Source organism: Streptomyces sp. NPDC002092, from assembly GCF_053593775.1.
Genome location: NZ_JBSFDG010000022.1, coordinates 1 through 24629 on the forward strand (window position 1 = coordinate 1; position 24629 = coordinate 24629).

A 24629-nucleotide genomic window follows, 5' to 3' on the forward strand; every position below is an offset into this window, starting at 1 on the left:
GCCCGGCGCAGCGGGGCGTCCTCGGCCTGCTGGAGGAGGGCGGCGCAGCGGTTGATACGCCCGATGATCTCCATGGGGCCGGGGTCCAGCCACAGGCTCTTGCCGTCGCCGCGAGCGTACGGTGTCCGGCCTGCTCGGCGCGCACGACCCGCTCCTGGGGCAGGGCGCGCTGCCACCACTCGCCGGACGCGGCGTCGACGGTGGCACGCAGGTCGGCCAGCGAGGCGGCGAGGGAGCGGCGGGCGGCCTCCAGGGCGGCGGGCGCGGGGGCGGGCTCGGCCAGCAGGCGGGCGGTGTACTCGCGGGCGCCCTCGGCGGCGGCCAGCGCGTGCTCGACGCGGCTGCCCGCGCGGCGGTTGGTGACGGCGACGGCGGCGAGAAAGCCGACCAGGGCGCCCACGAGGGTGTCCACGACCCGCTCGGCGATCAGCTGCCCCGGCTCCTGGAACCGGGTGAACTCGGTGATGAGCAGGGCCATCGGGGTCACACAGACGCTGCCCAGCCAGTAGTTGCGGCCCATCAGGGCCTCGGCGCCGAAGTTGAAGGCGAGGCAGCACAGCACGAGGGCCGCCGGGCCGAGGTGGGCGAGCGGGACGACGGCGGCGAAGAGCAGCACGCCGACGAGGTTGCCGGCGACGCGCTGGACGCCCCGGGTCCAGGTGAGGGCGAGATTGGCCTGGTAGAGGGAGGCGGCGGTGACCAGGGCCCAGTAGGGGCGGCCGATCCCGAGGGCGAGGGCGGCGTAGCCGGCCAGGGCGCAGCCCAGAGCGGTGCGTACGGCGATCGGGGCGAGCGGGTCGAGCCGCCGCCGCAACGGATGGGGCGCGGTCGCGAGTTCGGCGTCCACGCCGAGGAGTTCGGCGGTGTCCGCCGGGTCGTGGGCCACTGGGACGGGTCCGGGCCCGGTCAGCTCGCGGGCCCAGGTGCGCAGCTGCTCGGGGTCGGCGTCGGCGGGGGCGGCGAGGGCGACTTCGGCGCGGACGACGAGGCGTTCGAGGGCGCGCCGGATGCGGGTGTCACGGGTGGCCAGGAGCGGCTGCCAGGCGGCCTGGACGGCGGCAGCCGCCGTGGCACGGGTCCGGGTGTGGCCGTCGCCGGTGCCGCGAGTGACGGCGTATACGGCGGCGGCCCTCAGGGCGGCCGCGGTGGCCCTGCGCTCCGGTCCGTGCGGGCGCAGCAGCCCGGGCGCCATGCCGACCACCCAGGCCCAGCAGCCCGCGGCGAGCGCCGACGCGAGATGGGCGGGGACCTGGCCGAGGGTCTGCGGGGCGAAGAGGGACGCGGAGGTGATGAAGGCCGGGACGACATTGCCGGGCGGGCCGACGCGGGTCGCGTCGCACACCGCCTTCTGCAGGGCGGCCAGCAGCGCACCGATCGTGACCAGCACGACGGCGCTGCGGGTGAGCGAGGCCGCGACCAGGCAGACGGCGAGACCGCCGACCATACCGAGGACCACCCAGGCCAGGGTGCGGGCCCGGGCGGCGTAGGGGCGGTTGTGGGCGTACAGCGCGCACAGCGACCCGGCCATCGTGTACATCGCCAGGTCGAGCCGGCCCAGGACCAGCAGCGCCAGGTTGGGCGGGGCGACCGAGGCGACCACGCTCAGTGCGGGCTTGAACCAGATGTCCGCGGGGCGGCCCACCCGCAGCACACCCGCCAGCGGGAGAAGGCGGACACGTGGGGTGGCGGGGGTGGGGATCGCACGGCTCATGACCCATGAGTTTAGCAGGTGTTTTACTCGTAAATTGATTACAGTGACACTCGCTCACCTGGTGTGCTCCCGCGAATGCTCCCCGTGTACATCCTTGCGCTTGTGTGCGCGCCGCGTGCTGCGGGCAACCACCGACCGTCGACACCGTCGAGCGGGGAGGTGCGCGTGCACGGACCGGCTTCGCCCGGCTGGCTGCTGGTCGCGCTGTGTGCGGCGACCGGGGCCTACTGTCTGCTGCGGATGCGCAGCACGGTCGAGGAGCAGCGCCGGGCCGCGGGCGGCGAGGCGCTGATGGGCTTCGGCATGGCCGCCATGGCCGTACCGGCGGCGGCGTTCAGCCCGCCGACCTGGGCCTGGCCCGGCTACGCGGCCGTCTTCGGCGCCGCCGCGCTGCGCGCCCTGTGGGCGGCGCGGACGAACGCGCACCATCTGCACCACCTGGTGGGCAGCTCGGCCATGGTGTACATGGCGGTCGTGATGGCGGCCACCCCGGGACACCATGCCGGGCACGGGGGTTCGGGCGGAGTGCCGCTGGTGACAGGAGTACTGCTGCTCTACTTCACGGGATTCGTACTGCTGGCCGGTGTCCGGCTGATGCCCGGTGTTGCCACGGCGGGTGGCGGGCAGGCGGGCTGGGGCGACCGTCCGGAACTGGCGCGGGCGTGCCGACTGTCGATGGGGATCGCGATGGTGGCGATGCTGATCACGCTCTGACGCGGGGCTGCGCGACCACGGGCATTGGCCTCGCACCCCGTCGGTCGGCGAGGATCGCTGCATGCCTTCCGCGCCCGTCGACTCCCCGCCCCGCCTGCCGGACCACCGCACCACCACCCGCGCCGCGGCCGCCCTGACGCTGTGCTCCGCGCTGTTGCTCACCCTGGTCGCCGTCAAGTGGCGCCCGTTGCTCAGCGTCGACGTCGACATCGCCCGCACCACCCACCGCTGGGCCGTCGACGAATCCGGCCTCACCCACGCCTTCCGCATCCTGACGGACTGGGTCTGGGATCCCTGGACGATGCGTCTGGTGTGCGCGGTCGCCGTGGTGTGGCTGGCGTGGCGGCGCTCGGCATGGTGGACGGCCCTGTGGCTGGCGGCCACCTGCGCGCTGGGCAGCCTGCTGCAACAGACCCTCAAGGCCGCGGTGGACCGCCCGCGCCCGGTCTGGTCCGACCCCGTCGACTCGGCGAGTTACGCGGCCTTCCCCTCGGGGCACGCGATGACCGCCACGGTCGTCTGCGGCCTCCTGCTGTGGCTCCTGCACCGCTACGGCCCCGGCCGCGCCGTATGGCGTACGGCGCTGGCCGTGGGGGTGGTCTCGGTGCTCGGGGTGGGGCTCACGCGCATATGGCTGGGCGTGCACTGGCCCTCCGACGTGGTGGGCGGCTGGCTGCTGGGGGCGATGCTGGTGGCGCTGGCCGTGCTGGTCCATCAACGTAAGATCCGCTCATGACGGCTGTCCTGTTCGACTTCTCCGGCACTCTCTTCCGCATCGAGTCCACCGCGTCCTGGTTGCGTGCGGTGCTGGACGACGCCGACATCACGCTCCCGGAGCCCGAGTTGGTGCAGGCGGCGAAGGCACTGGAGGTGGCGGGCGCCCTGCCCGGCGGGGCGAATCCGGCGCAACTGCCCGAGGAACTGGCCGAGGTGTGGCGGATCCGGGACCAGAGCGCCGAACTGCACCGGGCCGCCTACACCGGGCTCTCCCGCCAAGTGGCGCTCCCCGACGCGGGATTGCACGACGCGCTGTACGACCGGCACAAGACGCCGGCCGCGTGGACGCCGTACCCCGACGCCGCCGAGGTGCTGCACGCGCTGCGCGAGCGCGGGATCGGCATCGGCGTGGTCAGCAACATCGGCTGGGATCTGCGCCCGGTCTTCCGCGAGCACGGCCTCGACCGGTATGTCGACGCGTACGTGCTGTCGTACGAGCACGGCATCCAGAAGCCCGACCCACGGCTGTTCGCGGTGGCCTGCGAGGCGCTCGAAGTCGATCCGCGGGAGACCCTGATGGTCGGCGACGACCGGCGGGCGGACGGCGGCGCGGCGGCCCTGGGGTGCCGGGTGCACCTGGTGGACCACCTGCCGGCGGCCGAGCGGCCGGACGGGCTGCGGCCGGTGCTGGAGCTGGCGGGCTGACGGCCGCGTTCCGCTCCTGGCCAGGATCCGCCGGCGCGGAAAGTGGCCTGAGGACACCTTCAGGGCGATGTGGCCGCCCGCCTCGGACGATCCCCCGCGTCGCCCGAAGCAGACGGCAGCCCTGACCAGCCCCTATGGGGCTCCGATCAGGACGTTCTGAGTATAGTTGGCTGGCAGCCAGTCAACGCAGGAGTTACAGCATGTCCCCGCGCAGCGCCTCGGTCAATGAAGAGTTGCGGAGACGTTCCCGGGAGCGGCTCCTGCAGGCGGCCGTCGAACTCGTCGGCGAGCACGGCTACGAGGCGACGACCCTCGGCGACATCGCCGACAGAGCGGGCTCGGCGCGCGGCCTGGTGTCGTACTACTTCCCGGGAAAACGCCAGCTCGTTCAGTCCGCGGTGCACCGGCTGATGCACCGCACGCTGGAGGAGGCGGTGGAGCGCGAGCCGCGCACCGAGGACGGCCGGGAGCGGATGGCGCGGGCCATCGACGCGATTCTGCGGCTGGCCCGGGACCGGCCCGTGCTGATGCGCCAGCACATGGCGGGACTGCTGCAGGCGGAGGGCTTCGTGCAGTGCCCGGAACAGCAGCGCCTCGCCGAGGTGCTGCGGGACGTCGTCGCCCGGAACGGGGCGCAGGACGTCGACGTGGACTACCCCTTGCTGCGGTCCCTGCTGATGGGCGCCGTCTATGCGATGGTGCTGCCGAACGTGCCGATGCCGATCGCGACCCTGCGGGCCGAGCTGTTCGAGCGCTACCGGCTCGACTGGGAGATGGGCGTGCCGCCGGACGCCGAGGCGGCCTTGGGCGCGACGTGCGAGACGGATCTTTCGAGGTTTTTCGCGACCGGTGCGGAGCCCGGGCCCGAGAGCGGTCAGCGCCGCGCGTGACGGGGCGACAGAAAGCCCGAGTCGCGCGCCTGCGAGATCAGCCTGAGTGACTTGCGGCGGCTGTGGCCGGTCGCGCACATCACCGCGAGGACGGGATCGAAGCCCCCTTCCTGTGCCGCGCGGTACTCCTGAGCGACGAGCCAGCGGCCCTGGACGCCCGAGGGCCACGCGGGGCGGGCCCGCCGGGGCACCGCGGATCCGTCGCCCCCGGCGGCCGGATCCACCCCGGGGCCGCACGCCCGGAAGAGCGGCTCCTCGATCCACTCGGCGAGTTCCGCGAGGTCGTGCAGGGACAGGGCCGGCTGGGAGCGGACCTCCTCCAGCGAGGCACAGCCCTCGCAGACCACGGCGAGCGCGTCGATCCGGGCACCGTCGGTGAACGCAAGCCGGACGGTGAACCACGAGGTGGCGCGCTCGTCCTCCCGCACTTCCCACGCGGGCCATACGGACACCGTGCCGTCCGTCGGACAACGATCAGAAAGATTAAGAAAGGATGCGTCTAGCACACGCGGAACGTAACCACTTGATCACATTCAGCAAGGGTGGACACGCACGCCGACACCGCGCCTGCACCCTGTCAGCGGAGCACCGGCGGTGCGATGCTGGATGCGTCAGCGATCTCCTCTCGTAAGGAGTTCCGCCGTGTTGCGTGTCGCCGTCGTCGGTTCCGGGCCGAGCGGGGTCTACACCGCCCAGAACCTCGTCCAGCTGGACCCCGGGGTACAGGTCGACGTCCTGGACCGGCTGCCGTGCCCCTACGGCCTGGTGCGCTACGGCGTCGCACCGGACCACGAGAAGATCAAGTCGCTGCAGAACAACCTGCGTACGGTGCTGGAGCACGAGCGGGTGCGGTTCCTCGGCGGCGTCCGGATCGGCCCCGGCGGACTGCCGGCCGCCCGGCTGCGCGAGCTGTACCACGCGGTCGTGTACTGCGTGGGTGCCGCCACCGACCGCCACCTGGGGATCCCGGGCGAGGATCTGCCGGGCAGCTGGTCGGCGACGCAGTTCGTGTCCTGGTACAGCGCCCATCCGGACGCCGCCGACGACGGTTTCGTACGGAGTGCCAGATCGGCCGTGGTCATCGGCGTGGGGAACGTCGCGGTGGACGTCACCCGGATGCTGGCCCGGGGCCCGGCGGAGCTGAGCCCGACCGACATGCCGCAGGCGGCGCTGAGCTCGCTGGCCGCGAGCCTGGTGAGCGACATCCACATGGTGGGCCGCCGCGGCCCCTCCCAGGCCCGCTTCACCACCAAGGAACTGCGCGAGCTGGGCGGCCTCCCGAACACCGAACTCCTCGTGGATCCGGCGGAGTTGGAGCTCGATCCGGGTTACGTTGATCCCTCCGCGCTGCCGGCGGTCCAGCGCCGCAACGTGGACGTGCTGCGCGGCTGGGCCGAAGCGCCGCCCCAGGACGCCCCGCGCCGCATCCGGCTGCGCTTCTTCCTGCGCCCCGTCGAACTGCTCGCCGACGGGGGGCGTGTGGGCGCGGTGCGCTTCGAGCGGACGGAGCCCGACGGGCAGGGCGGCGTGACGGGCACGGGACGCTTCGAGGACATCGAGGCGCAGCTGGTGCTGCGTTCGGTGGGCTATCGCGGGGTGCCACTGGAAGGGCTGCCCTTCGATGCGGCGAGCGGCACCGTGCCGCATCTGGCCGGACGCATGCTGCGCGCGGGCGTGGTCGCGCCGGGCGAGTACGTGGCCGGCTGGATCAAGCGCGGCCCGACGGGCGTCATCGGCACCAACCGTCCGTGCGCCAAGGAGACGGTGCTGTCGCTGCTCGAGGACGCCCCCGTGCTCGTACGCAAGGAGCTTTCCGAGGATCCGGTCGCGGCGCTGCGCGCGGAGGGGATCGAACCGGTGTCGTGGGCGGGCTGGCAGGCCATCGAGCGGGCCGAGGCGGCGCTCGGGGCCTCGCTCGGGCGCGGTGTCGTCAAGCTGGCGGACTGGGAACAACTGCTGGCGGCGGCGCGGGCGGCGGGCTCGCAGCAGGTGTCGTAGCAGAGTCGAACGGCGCCCGGTGGGCAGGACACACATCGGCAACAACGCGGAAATCAACAAACTGTTCAAGGCCCTTACGGTCTCGTGCTGTTCGGATGTTCCCCTCCCCCGCCGCCGCTCTGGAGCGCCCATGGCCACGACCACCCCCCTCCATCCCGTCGACGAGGTCCCACCCGTACGGCAGTTGGCCGCCTTCGGTCTGCAGCACGTGCTCGCGATGTATGCGGGTGCGGTGGCGGTGCCGCTGATCGTGGGCGGTGCGATGAAACTGTCGCCCGCGGACCTGGCGTATCTGATCACCGCGGATCTGCTGGTGTGCGGTATCGCGACGCTCATCCAGTGCGTGGGCTTCTGGCGCTTCGGGGTGCGGCTGCCGATCATGCAGGGCTGTACGTTCGCGGCCGTGTCGCCGATGGTGCTCATCGGGACGACGGGCGGCGGGCTGCCCGCGATCTACGGCTCGGTGATCGTCGCCGGGCTCGCGATCGTGCTGCTCGCTCCGGTCTTCGGCAGGCTGCTGCGCTTCTTCCCGCCTCTGGTCACCGGCACCGTCATCCTGATCATCGGGGTGTCGCTGCTGCCTGTCGCGGGCAACTGGGCCGCGGGCGGGGTCGGCGCGAAGGACTTCGGAGAGCCGAAGAACCTGGCCCTGGCCGCCTTCGTGCTGGCGGTGGTGCTGGGCGTGCAGCGGTTCGCGCCGGCGTTCCTGAGCCGCATCGCGGTGCTGATCGGCATCGCGGTGGGCCTGGCGGTGGCGATCCCCTGCGGGTTCACGGACTTCAGCGGGGTCGGCGACGCCCACTGGCTGGGCATCAGCACGCCGTTCCACTTCGGGGCGCCCAGTTTCCACGCCTCGGCGATCGTCTCCATGCTGGTGGTGGCGCTGGTGACGATGACCGAGACGACCGGTGGCCTGATCGCGGTCGGCGAGATGACCGGGCGGAAGGTGGAGCCGCGCTCGCTGGCGGACGGTCTGCGCGCCGATGGTCTGTCGACCGTGCTGGGCGGCGTGTTCAACACCTTCCCGTACACGGCGTACGCGCAGAACGTGGGCCTCGTCGGCATGACCCGGGTGCGCAGCCGCTGGGTGGTGGCCACCGCGGGCGGCATCCTCGTGCTGCTCGGTCTGCTGCCCAAGCTGGGCGCGGTGGTCGCGGCGATACCCGCGCCGGTGCTGGGCGGCGCGGGTCTGGTGATGTTCGGGACGGTGGCCGCGAGCGGCCTCAGGACCCTCGCCCAGGTGGACTTCAAGGACAACCACAACCTCACGGTCGTGGCGGTGTCGGTGGCCGTGGGCATGCTGCCGGTCGGAGTGCCGACGGTCTACGCGAAGTTCCCGGACTGGTTCCAGACGGTGATGAACAGCGGCATCAGCGCGGGCTGTCTGACGGCGATCCTGCTGAACCTGCTCTTCAACCACCTTCCCTCGAAGGCGACTTCAGCCGCCGAGGCGGACGGCCTGCCGAGCGGCGGCGGCGAGCAGGCTGTCGAGCAGCCCCGGGAAGAGATCGTCTAGGTCCTCCCGGCGCAGGCCGTTCATCTTGGCCGTGCCCCGGTAGCACTGCCGGACCACCCCCGCCTCGCGCAGCACCCGGAAGTGGTGCGTGGACGTGGACTTGGTGACCGGCAGGTCGAAGTGCGAACACGTGAGCTCGTCGCGCTCGGCGGCGAGCTCCCGCACGATCTGCAGTCGCATCGGGTCGGACAGCGCGTGCAGCACGGCCTCCAGACGGATCTCGGCCCGCTCGGGGTGCGGCAGATCACGGCCGGTGGCGGCAGATGCGGTGGTACTCACACCACCCATTGTACGAGAGGCGTCGTAGTTTGACACCTGCCGTACTACGATGTCTATCGTACGAACCGTCCTTCGGTCCCGCGAGAACGGAGCAGCTCCCCATGAGCGCCCTCTTCCAGCCCTTCACCCTGCGCGATGTGACCATCCCGAACCGGGTCTGGATGCCCCCGATGTGCCAGTACTCGGCCGCCCCCGAGGGCCCGGAGACCGGTGCGCCGAACGACTGGCACTTCGCGCACTACGCGGCGCGCGCGGCCGGCGGCACCGGGCTGATCATCGTCGAGGCCACCGGCGTCTCACCCGAGGGCCGCATCTCGCCGTACGACCTCGGCATCTGGAACGACACCCAGGTCGAGGCCTTCCGCCGGATCACGCGCTTCCTCGTCTCGCAGGGCACGGTACCGGGAATCCAGCTCGCGCACGCGGGCCGCAAGGCCTCGACCGACCGGCCCTGGAAGGGCGGCGCGCCGGTCGGCGCGGACGCACACGGGTGGCAGGCGCTCGCGCCGAGCGCGATCGCGTTCGACGACAGGCACCCGGTGCCGAGCGAGCTGACCACTGATCAGATCCAGGAGATCGTGGGCCAGTTCGCCCAGGCCGCCCGCCGGGCGCTGGCCGCCGGCTTCGAGGTCGCCGAGATCCACGGCGCGCACGGCTACCTGATCAACGAGTTCCTCTCCCCGCACTCCAACCACCGCACCGACGCCTACGGCGGCTCGTACGAGAACCGCACCCGCTTCGCCCTCGACGTCGTGGACGCCGTACGGGAGGTGTGGCCGGACGACAAGCCGCTGTTCTTCCGCATCTCGGCCACCGAGTGGCTGGAGGAGGGGGGCTGGACGGCCGACGACACCGTCCGCTTCGCCGCCGACCTGCACGCCCACGGCATCGACCTCGTCGACGTGTCCACCGGCGGCAACGCGTCGGGCGTCCGCATTCCCGTCGGCCCCGGCTACCAGGTTCCCTTCGCCGCCCGGGTGAAGGCCGAGACGACGATGCCGGTCGCCGCGGTCGGGCTCATCACCGATGCCGAGCAGGCCGAGAAGATCCTTGCCAACGGGGAGGCGGACGCGGTGCTGCTCGGGCGGGAACTCCTGCGCAACCCGTCGTGGGCGCGACAGGCTGCGCGGGAGCTCGGCGGGGATGTGCACGTGCCCGACCAGTACCACCGGTCCGTCTGAGCGCCCCCTCACCGCCTCCAGGCCGGCACATGGCGGAGCACCGCGCGCTCCACGTGCGGCACCGCCCGTTGACCGGCCACCGCGACCGCGATCGCCGCGGCGACGCCGGTCCAGGCGAGCGGGCCGAGCGGGGTGCAGCCGAAGAGCTGGCTGACGCCCGGGGTCTCCACCACCAGGAACAGGGCGGCCGCCGAGCCGAGGGCGGTGGCGGCCACCAGCGGGCTGTTGCGGCGGTCGGCCAGGGTCTGGGCGAGCTGGGTGCCGACGAGGGCGCACAGCGCCATCGTGGCGGAGCGGCGGGCCGTGCCCGGTGTGAAGCGGCCGAACAGCCAGGCCGTGGTCGCACCCAGGGTGGTGGTGAGGGCACGGTGGCGGATCTTGCGCACCAGGGGGGCGCCGAGGAGTGAGGTACCCAGCGGCTCGGACCCTTCGGCGCTGTCGGCGCCGTCCGGCGAGTCGGGATGACGGCCGCCTCCCGCCTGCGGTGTCACCGAGACCGCCATCGCCGGGAACAGGTCCGTGAGCAGGTTCACCAGCAGCATCTGACGGGTGGACAGAGGCGCCGCGCCCGACAGCAGCGTGCCCAGGATGCCGAAGCCCACCTCGCCCGCGTTGCCGCCGATCAGGATGGTGGTGGCGTCGGCGACGCTGTGCCACAGGGCCCGCCCTTCGGCGACCGCCTCGATCAGGACCGTGAGGTCGTCGACGGTCAGGACGAGGTCGGCCGCGTTGCGGGCGGCCGCCGAGCCGCGGGCGCTGATGCCCACGCCGATGTCGGCGGCGCGGATGGCCGCGGCGTCGTTGGCGCCGTCACCGACCATCCCGACCACCCGGCCCGCGTCCCGCAGCGCCTCGACGACCTGGAGCTTCTGCTCGGGCGCGACCCGGGCCACGACACCCATGTCGCGCAGCATCCGGGCGCGCGCCTCCCGGTCCGCGGACGCCAGTTCGTCGCCGGTGACCACGCCGGTGTCCTCCGGCCAGCCCAGGTCGGCGGCGATGGCCCGCGCGGTCTGCGGGTGGTCGCCGGTCAGCACGATGGGTCGTACGCCGGCCGCCCGCAAGCCCTGGACCAGGGCGGTGGAGGTCTCACGCGGTACGTCGGCGAACGCGAGCAGCCCGGTGAACTCCAGGTCCCGCAGGGGCTGTTCGATGATCTCCGAGTCCGTGTCCGCGCTGTCCAGTCGGCGCCGGGCCACGGCCAGTACGCGCAGTCCGTCGCGGGCGAGGGCCTGCGCCGCGTCCGAGGCTTCCGGGGACAGGCCGGGGCAGGCGAGGAGCACGGTCTCGGGGGCGCCCTTGACGACGAGTTGGGGCGCGCCGTCCTCCTCCTGGCCGACGGCGGCGGCGTATCCGCGGCCGGCCTCGAAGGGCAGCGCCGCGGTCTGGGTCCACTGGGGGTCCGGGGCGGCCGCGTCCAGGACGGCCTCGTCGGTGGCGTGCACGGGTCGTTCCGTGCCGCCGTTCAGCCGGGGACATGCGCGGGCCGCGGTCCGCAGCGTGGTGTCGGCCGCCTCGTCGTGCGGCGCATGAGCCGTGCCGCCCGCGTCGCTCACCCGCACCAGGCGCAGCCGGTTCTCGGTGAGGGTGCCCGTCTTGTCGAAACAGATGGTGTCCATCCGGCCCAGCGCCTCCAGGGTGCGCGGGGTGCGGACGAGGACGCCGCGGCTGCTCAGCCGGCGTGCGGCCGCCATCTGCGCCACGGTCGCGACCAGCGGCAGCCCTTCGGGGACGGCGGCCACCGCCACCGCCACGCCGCCGCTCACCGCACGGCGGACGGGTGCGCCGCGCAACAGCGAGAGCGCGGTCACCGCGGCCCCGCCCGCCAGCGTCAACGGCAGTTCCTTGTTGGTGAGTTCCCGCAGCCTGGCCTGCATCCCGGCGGCCGGCGGCGTGCGGGCGGCGAGGTGGACGGCCCGGGCGGCCTCGGTCCGCTCGCCGGTGTCCACCACGACGGCCCGGGCCCGTCCGGCCACCAGGGTGGTGCCCTCGAACACCATGCAGTGCCGGTCCGGCACGGCGGCATGCGGGGTCGGGTCGGTGCCCTTGTCGGTCGGCAGTGACTCTCCCGTGAGCGCGGACTCGTCCACCTCCAGGCCGTCCGCCCACAGGATCCGGGCGTCGGCGGGTACGACGTCGTCGGCCCGGAGCTCGATCACATCACCGGGCGTGAGCTTGGCGGCGTCCACGAGGTGCGGTTCGGCCGAGGTCTCCTCCTCCGTGACCCGTGCCTTCGGTTTCTGTTCGGCCAGCAGCTTGGACAGCGCCCGCTCGGCCCGCAGCCGCTGGACGCCGCCGACGAGGGCGTTCAGATCGAGGGCGCCGACCACCAGCAGGGCGTCCACGACGGAGCCGAGGATCGCCTCGGCGGCCGAGCCGACCGCCAGCACCGGGGTCAGCGGGTCGTCGAGTTCGCGGCGCACGGCCCGGGCGAGCTCCAGGGAGCCGCGGACCGGCGCCAGCACGGGCTGCCGGCCCAGTGTGCGGATCGCCGTGCGTGCCCGGTCCGTGAGCTGCTCGGCGAAGGCCGGCTCCGGTTCCGTCTCGTGCTCCAGCCGGTCGCGCACCTCGGCCGGCCGCAGCTCGTGCCAGGCCACGCGCGGCCGGGGGTGCGGGGCGCGGGCCGCCGCCACGGCGAGGGCCGCTCGCGCTCCGCTCAGCAGGGCCCAGGCCGCGCTCACGTCGACCGGGGTGTGCCGCAGGCCCGGCCATGGGGTGGGACGTCCACGACGGGATTCGCCGATGGTCACGAGGAGCCCGGACAGCGTGGCACCGGACCGTGCGAGCGTCTGCGACCTGCGGCCCACCGCGCGTGCGGCCGGGACCGCGGTGAGCAGCCGCCACACGTCGACGAGGCCGTGCAGGGCCAGGACGTCCGCGTCCCACAGGACGGCACTGTCGCCGTCGCTGACGGCGAGGGCCACGTCTCCGGCGAGCAGCCCGGCCAGGACGTCGTCGTCGGAGGCCGTCGGCCGGGCGACCGTGACGACGACGGCGCCCTCGTCGTGCAGCGCGTGCACCACCTCGGCGAGCGGCCGCTCGGCGCTCACCACCTGGTCGACGAGGCTCGTGAAGTCGGCCAGGGCCGGGTCGTCCACCATCACCACCCGCAGCCGCGCGCGTCGTGCCACGTCCAGTACGGCCTCGGCCCATGCGTCGGCGCCCTCACCCGGGGCCCGTAGCGCACTCGGATGCAGGACGACCGTGTCGGCCATCTCCAGCTGCCGCAGCCGTTCCGTGTCCCGCACCAGCACGCCCGCACGGGACAGCGCGCCGCTCAGTACGGCGTGGAAGGCGGCGGGCCCGTAGCGGGCGGCCTTGGGGGAGCCCGCGAGCACCGCCTCCGCGGCCTCGGTGGCGTCGTGCTTGACCAGCAGCATGGCTGCGGCGCCGAGCACACTGCCGGTCTCCGCCTTCTCGGCGTACTCCTGGGCCGGTGAGGTGCGCAGCGGCGGGCGCAGTCGGTGGTCCGCGGCGATGCTGTCCCGCTCCGGTACGCAGACCTGGTCGTGGACCGCGTCGAACGCAGCCGTGCGGGCCACGGTCTCGGCGAGCTGGAGCGCACGCAACGCGCCGTCGAGGACCAGAGGTGTCGGGGTACGGCCCGCGCCGTGGGCGGCCGCGCTGGCGACGGCCAGCGCCAGGTCCATGCGGGACCGGCCGATACGGGACCGCAGCCAGCCGCGGAAGCGGGGGTTCTCCCGCACCATGGTGACCAGCGCGGTCACCACCCGCGGCGAAGTCGGCAGCCGCAGGCCGTAGCCGATCAGTGCGGCCGCGATGCCCGCCCCGTCGACCGCGAGCGCGGTCGCCGCGGCCCGTACGCCGGCGGGGTCGGCCGGGTGCGGGACATCGTCGACCGTCTCGTCGGTCTGCGCCAGACCGTGCCGGGCGGCGAGTTCGGCCGCCTTCTCCACGACCCGGTCGGTGAGGGCTTCCTCGGTCGCGGTCACCACGAGCCGTCGCAGTCCGCCGTCCCAGTAGGCGAGGGCGACGTCCGGCCGCTCGGCGAGGGCTTTGGCGACCCGGCGCGGCGCATGCTCCGCACCGCCCGCCCGACGTGTCCGCTCCGGCTCGGCGGGCCGCAGCGCGAGGTGCGCCCGGGATCCAGCCCGCCAGGGATGCGGGCCGAGCGTCAGCGTGTTGCGGGCGACCCGTGCGACGCGCACCGCGGCGTCCGCGCTCCGTACCCCGGCCCGTGCCGTGCCCGCGACCGCTCCGGCGGCGACGCCCACCGCGGGAGCGGCGCCTGAGGCGAGCAGCCGGGGGCCGGCCGACACGATGCCGACGGCGGCGTTCGCCGGGCGCGTGAGCAGTTCCAGAACCATTTCTCACCCTCAGCCGGTTGCGCTGCTGCGGCGGCCCGTCGAGCCGTCCCGGGCGGTGGACTTGCCGCGACCGGCGGGCGCGTTCTTCCGCCCGGTGGGCCTGCTGGCCGGACCGTTGGATTTCGCGCTCTGACCCGTGGACTTCCTGGCCGGGCCCGTTGCCTTCTTGGCCGGTGCCGTGGGCTTCCTGGTCTGTGTCGCGGCCGCCCTGCCGTGTGTGCAGGACGTCGCGCGCCCGTCCCCGGCGGATGTGCTCCGCCGGCCCTGCGGCTTCGGCCGGGTCAGTCGGGCCACGGCTGCTCCGGTCAGGTCGACAGGCCACTCGACGACACCGGCGACGCCGAGCAGCCCGGCTCCGGTGTGCACGGCAATCCGACGCTCTTGCGGCGAGGCGGCTCCGATCCGGTCCAGCGCTCCTTCGGTGGCCCTGGTCACGGCTCGCGCACCGGACACCCGGCGCAGCGCCGAGGCCGCGGTGCGCAGCGGCTCGAGCAGCGTCGTCGACGCTTGCTGCGTGTCCACAGCTCTCTTCACCTCGTATGACGTCGCCGTTCGTTCGCGCACCGGGTTCCCGCGAAACGCGACGTCACCCGCCCTCGCTGTGCCGAGATGACATTCCTGCCGGCCCCGAGGAGAGGCTGATCACGCTCGTGCAGCCCGTCCCGTTGAGCGTGAAGGCAGCCGGGGCCGGTGGCCGATGGTGACGCTCGCGCCCGGGGCGAGGGTGCCGTCGCACGAGGCGTTCGCCGCCGTCACCGCGGTGAGCAAGGGCACCAGCGCGGACACGACCGTGCTGGAAGCGCTCCCCCACCACTTGTCGCCCCCGCCCGCACACTTCGAGACAAGCCCTTGCCCCTCACCAGGGCTCCCCTGATGTCCTCTGCGCAAAGCGTTGACTAGAAAGCGCTTGCCCCCTACGTTCCGTTCAGCAGTGTGACCGGCGGCCGCCCGTTACAGGCTGTTCGGCCACTCCGCTCGCGCGCGGAGTTCAGCATCGCGCACATCGTGCACGTACACGATCGAGCAAGTCCTCCTGAAGGGACGCACCCGCATGCGTACTCATCCCCCACGTACACACACGCAAAGGGCCGCCCTCGTGGTGGCCGCGGCGGCCGCCCTCGCGGCGGTGTCCGCCCTGACGCTTCCCCAGTCGGCCGGAGCGGCCGAGTCCTCGCCGGTCGGGTTCGGGGCCGGGACGACCGGCGGCGGCAGCGCCACCGCGGTGACCGTCTCGACGCTGAGCGCCTTCAAGTCGGCGGTCTCCGGCAGCACGGCCAAGGTCGTCAAGGTCAGCGGCCTGATCTCGCTGAGCGGCCAGGTCGACATCGGCTCCAACACCACGGTCCTGGGCGTCGGTTCCTCCTCCGGGTTCACCGGCGGCGGGCTGCGCCTGAAGAAGGTGTCCAACGTCGTCATCCGCAATCTGAACCTCAGCAAGGCGGTCAAGACGGACGCCATCACCGTCCAGGCCTCGACGAAGGTGTGGATCGACCACAACTCGCTGTCCTCGGACCGCGACCACGGCAAGGACTACTACGACGGCCTGGTCGACATCACACACGCCTCCGACTACGTGACCGTCTCCTGGAACACCTTCAAGGACCACTACAAGGGCTCGCTCGTCGGGCACAGCGACAGCAACGCGAGCGAGGACACCGGGCATCTGCGGGTGACGTACCACCACAACTGGTTCAACAACGTCAACTCCCGCATCCCCAGCCTGCGGTTCGGCACCGGGCACTTCTACAACAACTACGTCGTCGGCGCCGAAACGGCGGTGCACTCCCGCATGGGCGCCCAGATGTTCGTGCAGAACAACGTGTTCCGCGGCACCCAGGTCGCCGTCACCACCAACCGTGACAGCGACAAGGACGGCTACGCCAACCTGAGCGGAAACGACCTCGGTGGAGCCGCCACCGAGATCTCGCAGGTCGGCACCTTCACCAGCCCGCCCTACAGCTTCAGCGCGGAGCCCGCCTCGTCCGTGGTCGCCTCGGTGACCGGCGGCGCGGGCGCCGGAAAGCTCTGACCACCGCCACCGGAGGAAGGCATCGGGACATGACTTCACCAGCACTTCCGCGCGCCCGCCGGCGCGCACTCGCCGGAGGCCTGGCCGCACTCGGCCTCTCGGTTGGCATGATCATGACGGATGGCGTTTCGCCCGCGAGCGCCGCGACCTGGCCCACCGCGAACGGCAGCCAGGCCGTCACCGCCACCATCAAGCTCTCCGGCACCAAGGACTACGGGATGAAGCGCCTCTACGGCAGCGGAGACCTGGGCACCGGAGGCCAGAGCGAGAACCAGGACCCGATCCTGGACCTGGCGGCCGGCACGGTCCTGAAGAACGTCATCATCGGCGCGCCCGCCGCGGACGGCATCCACTGCGAGGGCAGCTGCACGCTGCAGAACGTGTGGTGGGAGGACGTCGGCGAGGACGCGGCGACCTTCAAGGGCTCCTCGTCGTCCAACGTCTACACCGTCTCCGGCGGCGGCGCGAAGGAAGCCAGCGACAAGGTGTTCCAGTTCAACGGCGCCGGCACGCTCAATGTGTCCGGCTTCGCCGTGCAGAACTTCGGCAAGCTGGTGCGCAGTTGCGGCAACTGCAAGACGCAGTACAAGCGGACCATCAACCTCAGCAATATCGAGGCGACCTACAAGGGCCTCGCCCTTGTCGGCATCAACACCAACTACGGCGACAGCGCGACCCTGAAGAAGATCACCATCGTCGGGGACAGCAGCAAGAAGATCGTGCCCTGCCAGAAGTACATCGGGAACAACACCGGTGCCGAGCCGCCCAAGAACGGCTCGGGCCCCGACGGCACGTACTGCAAGTACGCGTCGTCCGACATCACCTACAAGTAGGCCCACGGTAAGACCGGCCGTACGAAGCGCGCCCGCACGGCGCTTCGTACGGCCGGCGTCGCGTCAGGTTCCGATCGATCCAGCGCCGATCGAGCGGGTGATCTCCCCCTGGTACGCCGCGTACGCGGCACGCAGGGTCGCGCCCGGCCAGTCCTCGGGAAGGAGCTCGGGCGGCAGCACGGGGTCGGCGAGCAGGTGGCGGACGACCGCGGCGAAGGCGGTGAAGCGCTCCGCCGGGCGGTGCGCCTCGGCGACACGGGCGAGCAGGGATCGGGCGGTTTCGGCCCAGGAGTCCAACGGCCACAGCTGCGCGGCCAGTTCGCTTGCCGGCCGGGCGGGGCGGGCGGTGTAGGACTGGGCCACCTGCTCCAGATCGCCGGGCAGGGAACGGCTGAGGTTCGCGGGGCGCAGCCAGACGCCCTCGCGGAGTTCGGCCAGGCGCAGAGCGGTCAACCGGGTGCGCAGGTCGGCGCGTTCGGCGGGGCCGCGGCCCGTCGCCGTGATCACCACCATCTCCCAGTCGCCGTCCCACGCGCGCGTGCGGGCCTCCACCGCCTCGTCCTGGCGTCGCTGGCGGGCCAGCAGGCGGTCGCTGAGCCGGTAGACGGCGTCGGTGCGCCGCAGGTCACCGGCGGCCACCATCCGGCTGAGCGCGGCACGCAGCGTGGAGCCGCCGACGCCGAAGGGCTCCACCGCACGGACGAGCTCCTTCACCGGAAGCTCCGGTGGGTGCGTGCCCAGCAGCAGGCTCAGCACGACCGACCGCGCGGACAGCGGCGGCAGGTCGACCTCGCCGGGCTGCGCCGACATGTTCATCCGCATGGGCAGGTACTTTACGTGCGGGCTGTTGTTGCAACATTGCTACGGCCGCAGAAAGGATGCAACACTGCTGCATGGTCTCGACACCCGCGCCCGCGCAGCCTCACCGGCAGTACGCCACGCACGACGTCACCAACCAGCCGCCCGCCCTGACGCCGTACGACGCCTCCGAGGACACGGCCCTGCTGGAGGGCCTGCGCCGGGAGGGCGCCGGATGGGCCGAGGAGGACGTACGGCGGCTCGGCCTGCGGGCCGGCAGCGCCGAGGCGCAGGAGTGGGCCGAGCAGGCCAACGTCCACGAGCCGGTGCTGCGCACGCACGACCGCTACGGCAACCGCATCGACGAGGTCGACTTCCATCCCAGCTGGCACCATCTGCTGCGGACCGCGGTCGCCGAGGGCCTGGCCGCCACACCGTGGGCGGAGGACCGGCCCGGCGCCCATGTCGCCCGTACCGCGGGCGGGCTGGTGTGGGGACACACCGACGCCGGGCACGGCTGCCCCACCTCGATGACATACGCGGCCGTACCCGCCCTGCGGGCCCAGCCCGAGCTGGCGAAGATCTACGAGCCCCTGCTGACCAGCCGGGAGTACGAGCCGGGGCTGCGGGTGCCGACCGAGAAGCGCGGTCTGCTCGCCGGCATGGGGATGACCGAGAAGCAGGGCGGCTCCGACGTCCGTACGAACACGACCACGGCGTGGCCGACCGCCGAGCCGGGCGTGTACCGGTTGCGCGGGCACAAGTGGTTCACGTCGGCGCCGATGTGTGATGTCTTCCTGGTGCTGGCGCAGGCGTCCCCGCTCAGGGACAAAGGGGGTCTGTCGTGCTTCCTGGTGCCGCGGATCCTGCCCGACGGGAGCCGTAACACCTTCCGCATCCAGCGGCTCAAGGACAAGCTGGGCAACCGGTCGAACGCCTCCTCCGAACCGGAGTTCGACGGGACGGTGGGCTGGCTGGTCGGGCCGGAGGGCCGTGGGGTCAAGACGATCATCGAGATGGTCAACTGCACCCGGCTCGACTGCGTGATGATGTCGGCGACGCTGATGCGCAAGACGCTCGTCGAGGCGGGGCACCATGTGCGCCACCGCAGCGCGTTCGGGGCGCGGCTTGTCGACCAGCCGCTGATGCGCAATGTGCTGGCGGACCTGGCGCTGGAGTCGGAGGCCGCGACGACGCTCACCTTGCGGCTGGCGGGTGCCGCGGACCGGGCGGTGCGCGGGGACGCGGGGGAGGCGGCGTTCCGGCGGATCGCGACCGCCGTAGGCAAGTACTGGGTGACCAAGCGGGGCCCGGCCTTCACCGCGGAGGCCCTGGAGTGCCTCGGCGGCAACGGGTACGTGGAGGAGTCGGGTATGCCCCGCCACTACCGCGAGGCTCCGCTGCTGTCGATCTGGGAGGGCTCCGGGAACGTCAACGCTCTTGATGTGCTGCGGGCGCTCCGGCGTGAGCCCGGTACCGCGCAGGCGCTCTTCGACGAGCTCGCCCTGGCGCGGGGCTCGGACGGGCGGCTGGATGCCGCCGTGGTCCGGCTCGAGGGCCTGCTGGCCACCGGGTCCGAGTCCGGTGCCCGACGCCTGGTGGAGCTGATGGCCCTGACCCTGCAGGCCTCGCTCCTGGTCCGGCACGCCCCGCCCGCCGTCGCCGACGCCTTCTGCGCGACCCGGCTGGGCGGCGACTGGGGACATGCCTTCGGGACACTGCCGGACGCCGCCGATCTGGACGCCGTGCTGGAGCGGGCGCTGCCGGGCGGAGGTTGAGCCGACGTGGCATGCGGAGGCGCCGTCGACCAGGGTTCTTCGCAGGTGAGACGCGGCCACCCTGCGGGACGGGCGGGTGAACCCTGGCCGAATTCTGGCTCTTCCTCCGGTCAGAAACCGGTCAGGAACGCTGTCGCGGTCCTGCGGCCTGCTTAGGATCATTCGGCGCCGACTCGTTCGTACGACTATCAGGAGGGCCGGTATGCCCGACACCGCATCCGGTCCACCCGTTCCCCGGGCCCGGCGGCACACCGCGCTGCTCGCGGGCGGAGCCCTCGCGGCCGTGGCTGTGCTGGCGGCCGGTCTTCTGGCCGCAAGGGGTTCCGGCGGGGGACAGCATCCGGCCAGGACCGCGAACGGGCTGCGGCACACGACCGTCGAGGTCACGTCCGCCGCCTGCGGCCGCGGCTGGACGCATCCCGAACCCGGCCGTCAGGTCTTCGATCTGCGCAACACCTCCGGCTCGGCGGCCGAGGTCTATCTGACCGATGCGAAGACGGGCGCGGTCTACGGCGAGGTCGAGGGGCTGGCCCCCGGCACGGAGCGCCCGATACGGGTGACGCTCGGCAAGGGCGCATACGCCTTCAAGTGCCTGCCCGACGACGCCGACGCCGTCACCGGCCCCACCGTGCACATCACCGGCGGAACCGTGCGGAGCGGTCCGGCAGCCCTCCCGGTGACCCAGCAGCAGCTCATCCCGCCCACGCTCGCCTACCAGAAGTGGATCGGGGCCCGCACGGTCGAGCTGGCGGACAAGACGGACGCGCTGCGCGACGCGATCGACCGCGGGGACCTCTCGGCCGCCCGCGCCGCCTGGCTTCCCGCACATCTGGTGTACGAGCGGATGGGCGCCGCTTACGGCACCTTCGGTGACGCGGACTCGGCGATCAACAGGACCACGGCGGGACTGTCCGGCGGGGTGCACGACGCGGGCTTCACAGGGTTCCACCGGGTCGAGTACGGGTTGTGGCACGGCGAGTCGGCGAGCAGCCTGCGCGGGCCGGCGGACCGGCTCGCCAAGGCCGTGCACGCCTTGCGTGACGGCTGGCCCGACCAGCGGATGGATCCGGCCGACGTCGGTCTGCGCGCGCACGAGATCGTGGAGAACACCGTGCAGTTCGAGCTGACGGGCCGTACCGACTACGGCAGCGGCACCAATCTGGCCACCGCCCGCGCCAACCTCGACGGCACCGGCGTGCTGCTCGGCTATCTGCGTCCACTGCTGAAGACCCGCGACAAGGGCCTGTCCGAACTGGACTCCTGGATGACCCGGGCCAGGCACACGCTCGACGCCGCCGAGCACGACGGCCGCTGGACACCGCTGGACCGCCTCCCCCGGGCCCAGCGGGAGAAGCTCGACGCAGACCTGAGCGAACTGGCCGAGCACCTCGCCGCCGTGGCCACGCTCACGGACGTACGGAGGACTGCGTGACCCCGCAGCCGGCCATCACCAGCCCCGACCTCCTGGCCGCCGCGCCCGGAACACCGCCCGACCTCGCACGGCGCGGCCCCCTGGCCGCCGCGCCCGGAACCGCCTTCCGCGCCACCGACCGCCAAGCCGCTTCCACCGCGTCCGCCCCCTCCAAAACACGGAGACCCACGTGAACCGGCCGCCCGACATCGCACCCCACGGCCCCCTGGCCGCCACGGCCGGGGCCGGGCTCATGACTGCCGGCCACCAGGCCACCTCCCCCGCCGCGCAACTCCGCACCCACCGCAAGACCATCGACACGCACCTGGGCGCGGCAGTCGAGCAACCCCCCGCCAGGACCGCCTCCACCGACATACGGAGTACCGCGTGACCCCGCCCCCCGACATCGCACGCCGCGGCCTGCTGGCCGCTGCGGCCGCCACTGCCGGGGTCGGGCTTGTGGCCGCCGATCGTCAGGTCGCGTCCGCCGCCGGGCCGGTCCGTGAGGGTGGGCGGGTGGCCTTTCACGGGCGGCACCAGGCGGGCATCGTCACTCCGGCGCAGCGGGCCACGGCGTTCGTGGCCTTCGACGCGACCGCGGAGAACCGGGGCGAACTGGCGGATCTTCTGCGCACGTTGACGGACCGGGCCCGGTTCCTGACGTCCGGGGGCAGCCCGGAGGAGTTGGGCATCACCGGGCCGCCCGCCGACTCCGGCACCCTCGGCCCGGACGTCCCCGCGGACGCCCTGACCGTCACCGTGGGCGTCGGCGCCTCGCTCTTCGACGACCGTTACGGCCTGCGCTCCCGCAGGCCCCACCGGCTCACCACGATGCCGTCGTTCCCCGACGACGACCTGGATGCCGCCTGGTGCCACGGCGATCTGAGCGTGCAACTGTGCGCCGCCGACCAGGACACCGTGCTGCACGCCCTGCGCGACCTCACCCGGCACACCCGCGGTGGCATGCAGGTGCGCTGGCGCATGGACGGCTTCATCAGCCCGCCCCGCCCCTCGGGCGCGCCCCGCAACCACCTGGGCTTCAAGGACGGCATCGCCAACCCCGACCGGCGCGACGCCCGGACGATGGACCGCCTGGTGTGGGTGGGCAGCGGCACCGGCGAGCCCGACTGGGCCGTGGGCGGGAGCTATCAGGTCGTACGGCTGATCCGCATGCTGGTGGAGTTCTGGGACCGGGTCTCGATCACCGAGCAGGAGCGGATGTTCGGCCGCGCCCGGGACACCGGCGCACCCCTGGACGGACGTCACGAGACCGACGCCCCCAACTACCCGCAGGACCCCCAGGGCGATGTGATCCCCCTGGACAGCCACATCCGGCGGGCCAATCCGCGCACCGGCGCGACCGAAGACCAGCGCATCCTGCGGCGCGGCTACAACTACGACCGCGGTACGGACAGCAACGGCAACCTCGACATGGGCCTGCTGTTCTGCTGCTACCAGCAGGACGTCGCCCGCCAGTTCGAGACGGTGCAGAAGCGGCTGGCCGGCGAGCCGCTGGTCGACTACATCACCCCGTTCGGCGGCGGCTACTTCTTCGCCCTGCCCGGCGTCCGGGACGGCTCCGACTGGCTGGGACGCGCGCTGCTGACGTGATCCCGCCCATCCCTTCCGGTCAAGAGCATGCCAAGAGACAATGAGGATTTCCTGACCGAAGATTCGCTGACGCGTCATTGCCACTCCCCCGCCCCGCCGCCACCATGGCCCAGGATCCAGCCGTAGATGTCATGGCCACGGATTCCGTGGCCATGGATTCGGTGGAATTGCAGTGGAATTCGGTGCTTCCGGAAGGCGAGACAGCATGATCGGCACAGGTAGAACCCCAAGGGCGCGGCGCGGGTTGACGCGCGTAGGCGCCCTGCTCGGTGCGGCCGCCCTGGCAAGCGCGGGCGGTGCCGTCCCCGCCTCGGCGGCCTCCGGCGTTCAGGCCCACTCCGGCGCGCACACCGCCACACCGATCAAGCACCTGGTGGTGATCTACGACGAGAACAACTCGTTCGACCACTACTTCGCCACGTATCCGAAGGCCGCCAACACCGACGGCACCAAGTTCAAGGCCGTGCCGCACACCCCGAAGGCCGACAACCTCCTCAACGCCGGGCTCCTGAAGAACAACCCGAACCTCTACAAGCCCAGGCGGCTGGCCAGTTCGCAGGCCATGACCTGCGACCAGAACCACTCCTACGGCCCCGAGCAGTACGCGGCCGACGGCGGCAAGGCCGACAAGTACGTCGAGAACACCGAGGTCAACAAGTGCAGCGGGCTCTTCGGCGAGCCCGGCCTGGTGATGGACTACTACGACGGCAACACCGTCACGGCGCTGTGGAACTACGCCCAGCACTACGCGCTGAACGACAAGTCGTTCAGCTCGGTCTACGGCCCCTCCACACCCGGCGCGCTCAACCTCATCTCCGGCCAGACCCACGGCGTGATCTCCGTCGACCCGGCCTCCGGCACGGAGAACCCGAAGCAGACCACGAAGCCGGACCCGTACACGGTCCTCTCCCCCGACGCCAAGGGCGTCGGCACGCTGGTCAACGACCCGGACCCCGCCTTCGACGACTGCTCGGACAAGGACCACACGTCGACCAACGCGCTGGCGGTCATGCAGGGCAAGAACATCGGTGACCTGCTCAACTCCAAGGGCGTGAGCTGGGGTTGGTTCCAGGGCGGCTTCCGGCCCAGCACCGCCTGGGACGGCAAGCAGGGCGACTACGCCAAGTGCGGCGGCACCACCCACGCCAACGTCGGCGGCGCGGCGTCCGTGGACTACAGCCCGCACCACTCGCCGTTCGAGTACTACAAGTCGACGTCCAACCCGCACCACCTGGCCCCCAAGAGCATCGCCGAGATCGGACACTCCGGCCGGGCCAACCACAACTACGACCTGACGGACTTCGACGCCGCCCTCCAGGCCGGCCGCCTGCCCGCGGTCAGCTTCCTGAAGGCGGCCGAGTACCAGGACGGTCACGCCGGTTACTCGGACCCGATCGACGAGCAGCACTTCCTGGTCAAGGAGATCAACGCGCTGCAGCAGTCGCCGCAGTGGAAGTCCACCGCGGTCGTCGTCGCCTACGACGACTCCGACGGCTGGTACGACCACGTGGCCGCCAAGGTGCTCAACGGCTCCAAGGACTCCACGGTCGGCTCCAACGGCAAGGCCCTGGACAGCCCGGCCTGCCAGTCCGGCCCGGCCGCGGCCGGCGGTTACGCGGACCGCTGCGGCCCCGGCACCCGGCAGCCGCTGCTGGTCATCTCCCCGTACAGCAGGGTCAATTCGATCGACCACACCGCCACCGAGCAGGCGTCGATCACCCGGTTCATCGAGAACAACTGGCACACGGGCCGCATCGGTGACGCCTCCTTCGACCGGCGTTCCGGCACCCTGAGCGGCCTGTTCGACTTCAAGCACCCCAACAACAAGCAGGTGCTGCTGAACTCGGACGGCTCGGTCAAATCCGTGAAGGGCATCCCGCACCACAGCGGGACGGTCACCGCCGCCTCCGCGCAGGGCGCCTACCCGCCCTACGTCCAGGACCTCAAGGCGCAGAACGTCGCCGACACCGGCTCTGCCTCCCCGGCGCTCCCGATAGCCCTGGCCGCGGGTCTGCTGACCGCGGGTGCCACCGGCACCGCGTTCGCCCTGCACCGCCGCAGGCGGCGCATCGGGCAGGCCGCGAGCTAGGAGAGTCTGCACCGGACGGTCCGCCGGCACTCGCCCGCGGA

21 protein-coding genes are annotated in these 24629 nt (G+C 72.3%); 15 read left to right on the forward strand and 6 right to left on the reverse strand.

Features of this window, described 5'->3' with window-relative positions; translation table 11 throughout:
* On the reverse strand, positions 1-1711 hold a 1711-nt coding region (locus tag ACWCRD_RS37835; protein WP_450970217.1), incomplete at its 3' end, for an FUSC family protein.
* A 165-nt stretch (positions 1712-1876) separates the two neighbouring features.
* On the opposite strand from ACWCRD_RS37835, the gene ACWCRD_RS37840 reads away from it, so the two are divergent.
* The 4 genes from ACWCRD_RS37840 (at position 1877) to ACWCRD_RS37855 (ending at position 4737) form a co-directional block, all read left to right on the forward strand.
* Positions 1877-2425 (forward strand): DUF5134 domain-containing protein, encoded by a 549-nt coding sequence (locus ACWCRD_RS37840; protein WP_450970218.1) that lies wholly within the window; start codon positions 1877-1879, stop codon positions 2423-2425.
* A gap of 61 nt (positions 2426-2486) precedes the next feature.
* The gene (locus tag ACWCRD_RS37845) at positions 2487-3161 is read left to right on the forward strand and encodes a phosphatase PAP2 family protein (protein WP_450970219.1); all 675 of its coding nucleotides are present in this window, start codon (positions 2487-2489) and stop codon (positions 3159-3161) included.
* Complete coding sequence (locus tag ACWCRD_RS37850) at positions 3158-3847, forward strand: HAD family hydrolase (RefSeq protein WP_450970220.1); 690 nt, start codon at positions 3158-3160, stop codon at positions 3845-3847. The genes ACWCRD_RS37845 and ACWCRD_RS37850 overlap by 4 nt, the downstream gene beginning before the upstream one ends.
* Before the next feature lie 200 nt (positions 3848-4047).
* Positions 4048-4737 (forward strand): TetR/AcrR family transcriptional regulator, encoded by a 690-nt coding sequence (locus ACWCRD_RS37855; RefSeq protein ID WP_450970221.1) that lies wholly within the window; start codon positions 4048-4050, stop codon positions 4735-4737.
* Here the strand turns inward: ACWCRD_RS37855 and ACWCRD_RS37860 are convergent.
* Positions 4722-5189 carry a DUF6214 family protein gene (locus tag ACWCRD_RS37860; RefSeq protein ID WP_450970222.1) on the reverse strand — a complete coding sequence of 156 codons (468 nt, stop codon included), beginning with the start codon at positions 5187-5189 and terminating at the stop codon, positions 4722-4724. The two genes, ACWCRD_RS37855 and ACWCRD_RS37860, sit on opposite strands and share 16 nt — an antisense overlap.
* Before the next feature lie 190 nt (positions 5190-5379).
* Between ACWCRD_RS37860 and ACWCRD_RS37865 the strand changes: the two genes are divergently transcribed.
* Positions 5380-6735, forward strand: coding sequence for an FAD-dependent oxidoreductase (locus ACWCRD_RS37865; RefSeq protein ID WP_450970223.1), 1356 nt, complete (start codon positions 5380-5382; stop codon positions 6733-6735).
* 130 nt (positions 6736-6865) lie between these two features.
* Complete coding sequence (locus tag ACWCRD_RS37870; protein ID WP_450970224.1) at positions 6866-8251, forward strand: nucleobase:cation symporter-2 family protein; 1386 nt, start codon at positions 6866-6868, stop codon at positions 8249-8251.
* Here ACWCRD_RS37870 and ACWCRD_RS37875 read toward each other — a convergent pair.
* On the reverse strand, positions 8174-8539 hold the full coding sequence (locus tag ACWCRD_RS37875) for an ArsR/SmtB family transcription factor (RefSeq protein WP_450970225.1): 366 nt from the start codon (positions 8537-8539) through the stop codon (positions 8174-8176). The two genes, ACWCRD_RS37870 and ACWCRD_RS37875, sit on opposite strands and share 78 nt — an antisense overlap.
* A gap of 92 nt (positions 8540-8631) precedes the next feature.
* Between ACWCRD_RS37875 and ACWCRD_RS37880 the strand changes: the two genes are divergently transcribed.
* On the forward strand, positions 8632-9711 hold the full coding sequence (locus ACWCRD_RS37880; protein WP_450970226.1) for an NADH:flavin oxidoreductase/NADH oxidase: 1080 nt from the start codon (positions 8632-8634) through the stop codon (positions 9709-9711).
* Between the two features lie 8 nt (positions 9712-9719).
* Here ACWCRD_RS37880 and ACWCRD_RS37885 read toward each other — a convergent pair whose 3' ends face one another.
* Entirely contained in the window at positions 9720-14039 is a 4320-nt protein-coding gene (locus tag ACWCRD_RS37885; RefSeq protein WP_450970227.1) for a cation-translocating P-type ATPase, read from the reverse strand.
* Between the two features lie 9 nt (positions 14040-14048).
* Positions 14049-14561 carry a hypothetical protein gene (locus tag ACWCRD_RS37890; protein WP_450970228.1) on the reverse strand — a complete coding sequence of 171 codons (513 nt, stop codon included), beginning with the start codon at positions 14559-14561 and terminating at the stop codon, positions 14049-14051.
* Positions 14562-15090: 529 nt separating this feature from the next.
* Here ACWCRD_RS37890 and ACWCRD_RS37895 point away from each other — a divergent pair.
* Together ACWCRD_RS37895 and ACWCRD_RS37900 are read left to right on the forward strand one after the other, a co-directional pair.
* Positions 15091-16068 carry a pectate lyase family protein gene (locus ACWCRD_RS37895; RefSeq protein WP_450970229.1) on the forward strand — a complete coding sequence of 326 codons (978 nt, stop codon included), beginning with the start codon at positions 15091-15093 and terminating at the stop codon, positions 16066-16068.
* Between the two features lie 29 nt (positions 16069-16097).
* On the forward strand, positions 16098-16901 hold the full coding sequence (locus ACWCRD_RS37900) for a pectate lyase (RefSeq protein ID WP_450970230.1): 804 nt from the start codon (positions 16098-16100) through the stop codon (positions 16899-16901).
* Between the two features lie 63 nt (positions 16902-16964).
* Here the strand turns inward: ACWCRD_RS37900 and ACWCRD_RS37905 are convergent, their stop codons facing one another.
* Positions 16965-17723, reverse strand: a complete 759-nt coding sequence (locus ACWCRD_RS37905; protein ID WP_450970231.1) for a PaaX family transcriptional regulator C-terminal domain-containing protein — start codon at positions 17721-17723, stop codon at positions 16965-16967.
* 71 nt (positions 17724-17794) lie between these two features.
* Here ACWCRD_RS37905 and ACWCRD_RS37910 point away from each other — a divergent pair, with 71 nt between their 5' ends.
* From ACWCRD_RS37910 to ACWCRD_RS37935, 6 genes are all read left to right on the forward strand, one after another.
* Complete coding sequence (locus ACWCRD_RS37910) at positions 17795-19477, forward strand: DNA alkylation response protein (protein WP_450970232.1); 1683 nt, start codon at positions 17795-17797, stop codon at positions 19475-19477.
* A gap of 202 nt (positions 19478-19679) precedes the next feature.
* Positions 19680-20909, forward strand: a complete 1230-nt coding sequence (locus ACWCRD_RS37915) for an EfeM/EfeO family lipoprotein (RefSeq protein WP_450970233.1) — start codon at positions 19680-19682, stop codon at positions 20907-20909.
* Positions 20906-21082: a hypothetical protein gene (locus ACWCRD_RS37920; RefSeq protein WP_450970234.1), complete on the forward strand. Its 177-nt coding sequence runs from the start codon at positions 20906-20908 to the stop codon at positions 21080-21082. The genes ACWCRD_RS37915 and ACWCRD_RS37920 overlap by 4 nt, the downstream gene beginning before the upstream one ends.
* Positions 21079-21279: a hypothetical protein gene (locus ACWCRD_RS37925; RefSeq protein WP_450970235.1), complete on the forward strand. Its 201-nt coding sequence runs from the start codon at positions 21079-21081 to the stop codon at positions 21277-21279. The genes ACWCRD_RS37920 and ACWCRD_RS37925 overlap by 4 nt, the downstream gene beginning before the upstream one ends.
* Complete coding sequence (efeB, locus tag ACWCRD_RS37930; RefSeq protein ID WP_450970236.1) at positions 21276-22499, forward strand: iron uptake transporter deferrochelatase/peroxidase subunit; 1224 nt, start codon at positions 21276-21278, stop codon at positions 22497-22499. The genes ACWCRD_RS37925 and efeB overlap by 4 nt, the downstream gene beginning before the upstream one ends.
* Positions 22500-22704: 205 nt before the next feature.
* Positions 22705-24588, forward strand: coding sequence for a phospholipase C (locus ACWCRD_RS37935; RefSeq protein ID WP_450970237.1), 1884 nt, complete (start codon positions 22705-22707; stop codon positions 24586-24588).
* Positions 24589-24629: the final 41 nt, after the last annotated feature.

Excerpts from the sequence above, each read along its gene's own strand:
- ACWCRD_RS37845 (WP_450970219.1), top strand. The coding sequence starts at position 2,487 with ATGCCTTCCGCGCCCGTCGACTCCCCGCCCCGCCTGCCGGACCACCGC.
- ACWCRD_RS37850 (WP_450970220.1), top strand. The coding sequence starts at position 3,158 with ATGACGGCTGTCCTGTTCGACTTCTCCGGCACTCTCTTCCGCATCGAG.
- ACWCRD_RS37855 (WP_450970221.1), top strand. The coding sequence starts at position 4,048 with ATGTCCCCGCGCAGCGCCTCGGTCAATGAAGAGTTGCGGAGACGTTCC.
- ACWCRD_RS37870 (WP_450970224.1), top strand. The coding sequence starts at position 6,866 with ATGGCCACGACCACCCCCCTCCATCCCGTCGACGAGGTCCCACCCGTA.
- ACWCRD_RS37875 (WP_450970225.1), bottom strand. The coding sequence starts at position 8,539 with ATGGGTGGTGTGAGTACCACCGCATCTGCCGCCACCGGCCGTGATCTG.
- ACWCRD_RS37880 (WP_450970226.1), top strand. The coding sequence starts at position 8,632 with ATGAGCGCCCTCTTCCAGCCCTTCACCCTGCGCGATGTGACCATCCCG.
- ACWCRD_RS37885 (WP_450970227.1), bottom strand. The coding sequence starts at position 14,039 with ATGGTTCTGGAACTGCTCACGCGCCCGGCGAACGCCGCCGTCGGCATC.
- ACWCRD_RS37895 (WP_450970229.1), top strand. The coding sequence starts at position 15,091 with ATGCGTACTCATCCCCCACGTACACACACGCAAAGGGCCGCCCTCGTG.
- ACWCRD_RS37900 (WP_450970230.1), top strand. The coding sequence starts at position 16,098 with ATGACTTCACCAGCACTTCCGCGCGCCCGCCGGCGCGCACTCGCCGGA.
- ACWCRD_RS37905 (WP_450970231.1), bottom strand. The coding sequence starts at position 17,723 with ATGCGGATGAACATGTCGGCGCAGCCCGGCGAGGTCGACCTGCCGCCG.
- ACWCRD_RS37910 (WP_450970232.1), top strand. The coding sequence starts at position 17,795 with ATGGTCTCGACACCCGCGCCCGCGCAGCCTCACCGGCAGTACGCCACG.
- ACWCRD_RS37915 (WP_450970233.1), top strand. The coding sequence starts at position 19,680 with ATGCCCGACACCGCATCCGGTCCACCCGTTCCCCGGGCCCGGCGGCAC.
- ACWCRD_RS37935 (WP_450970237.1), top strand. The coding sequence starts at position 22,705 with ATGATCGGCACAGGTAGAACCCCAAGGGCGCGGCGCGGGTTGACGCGC.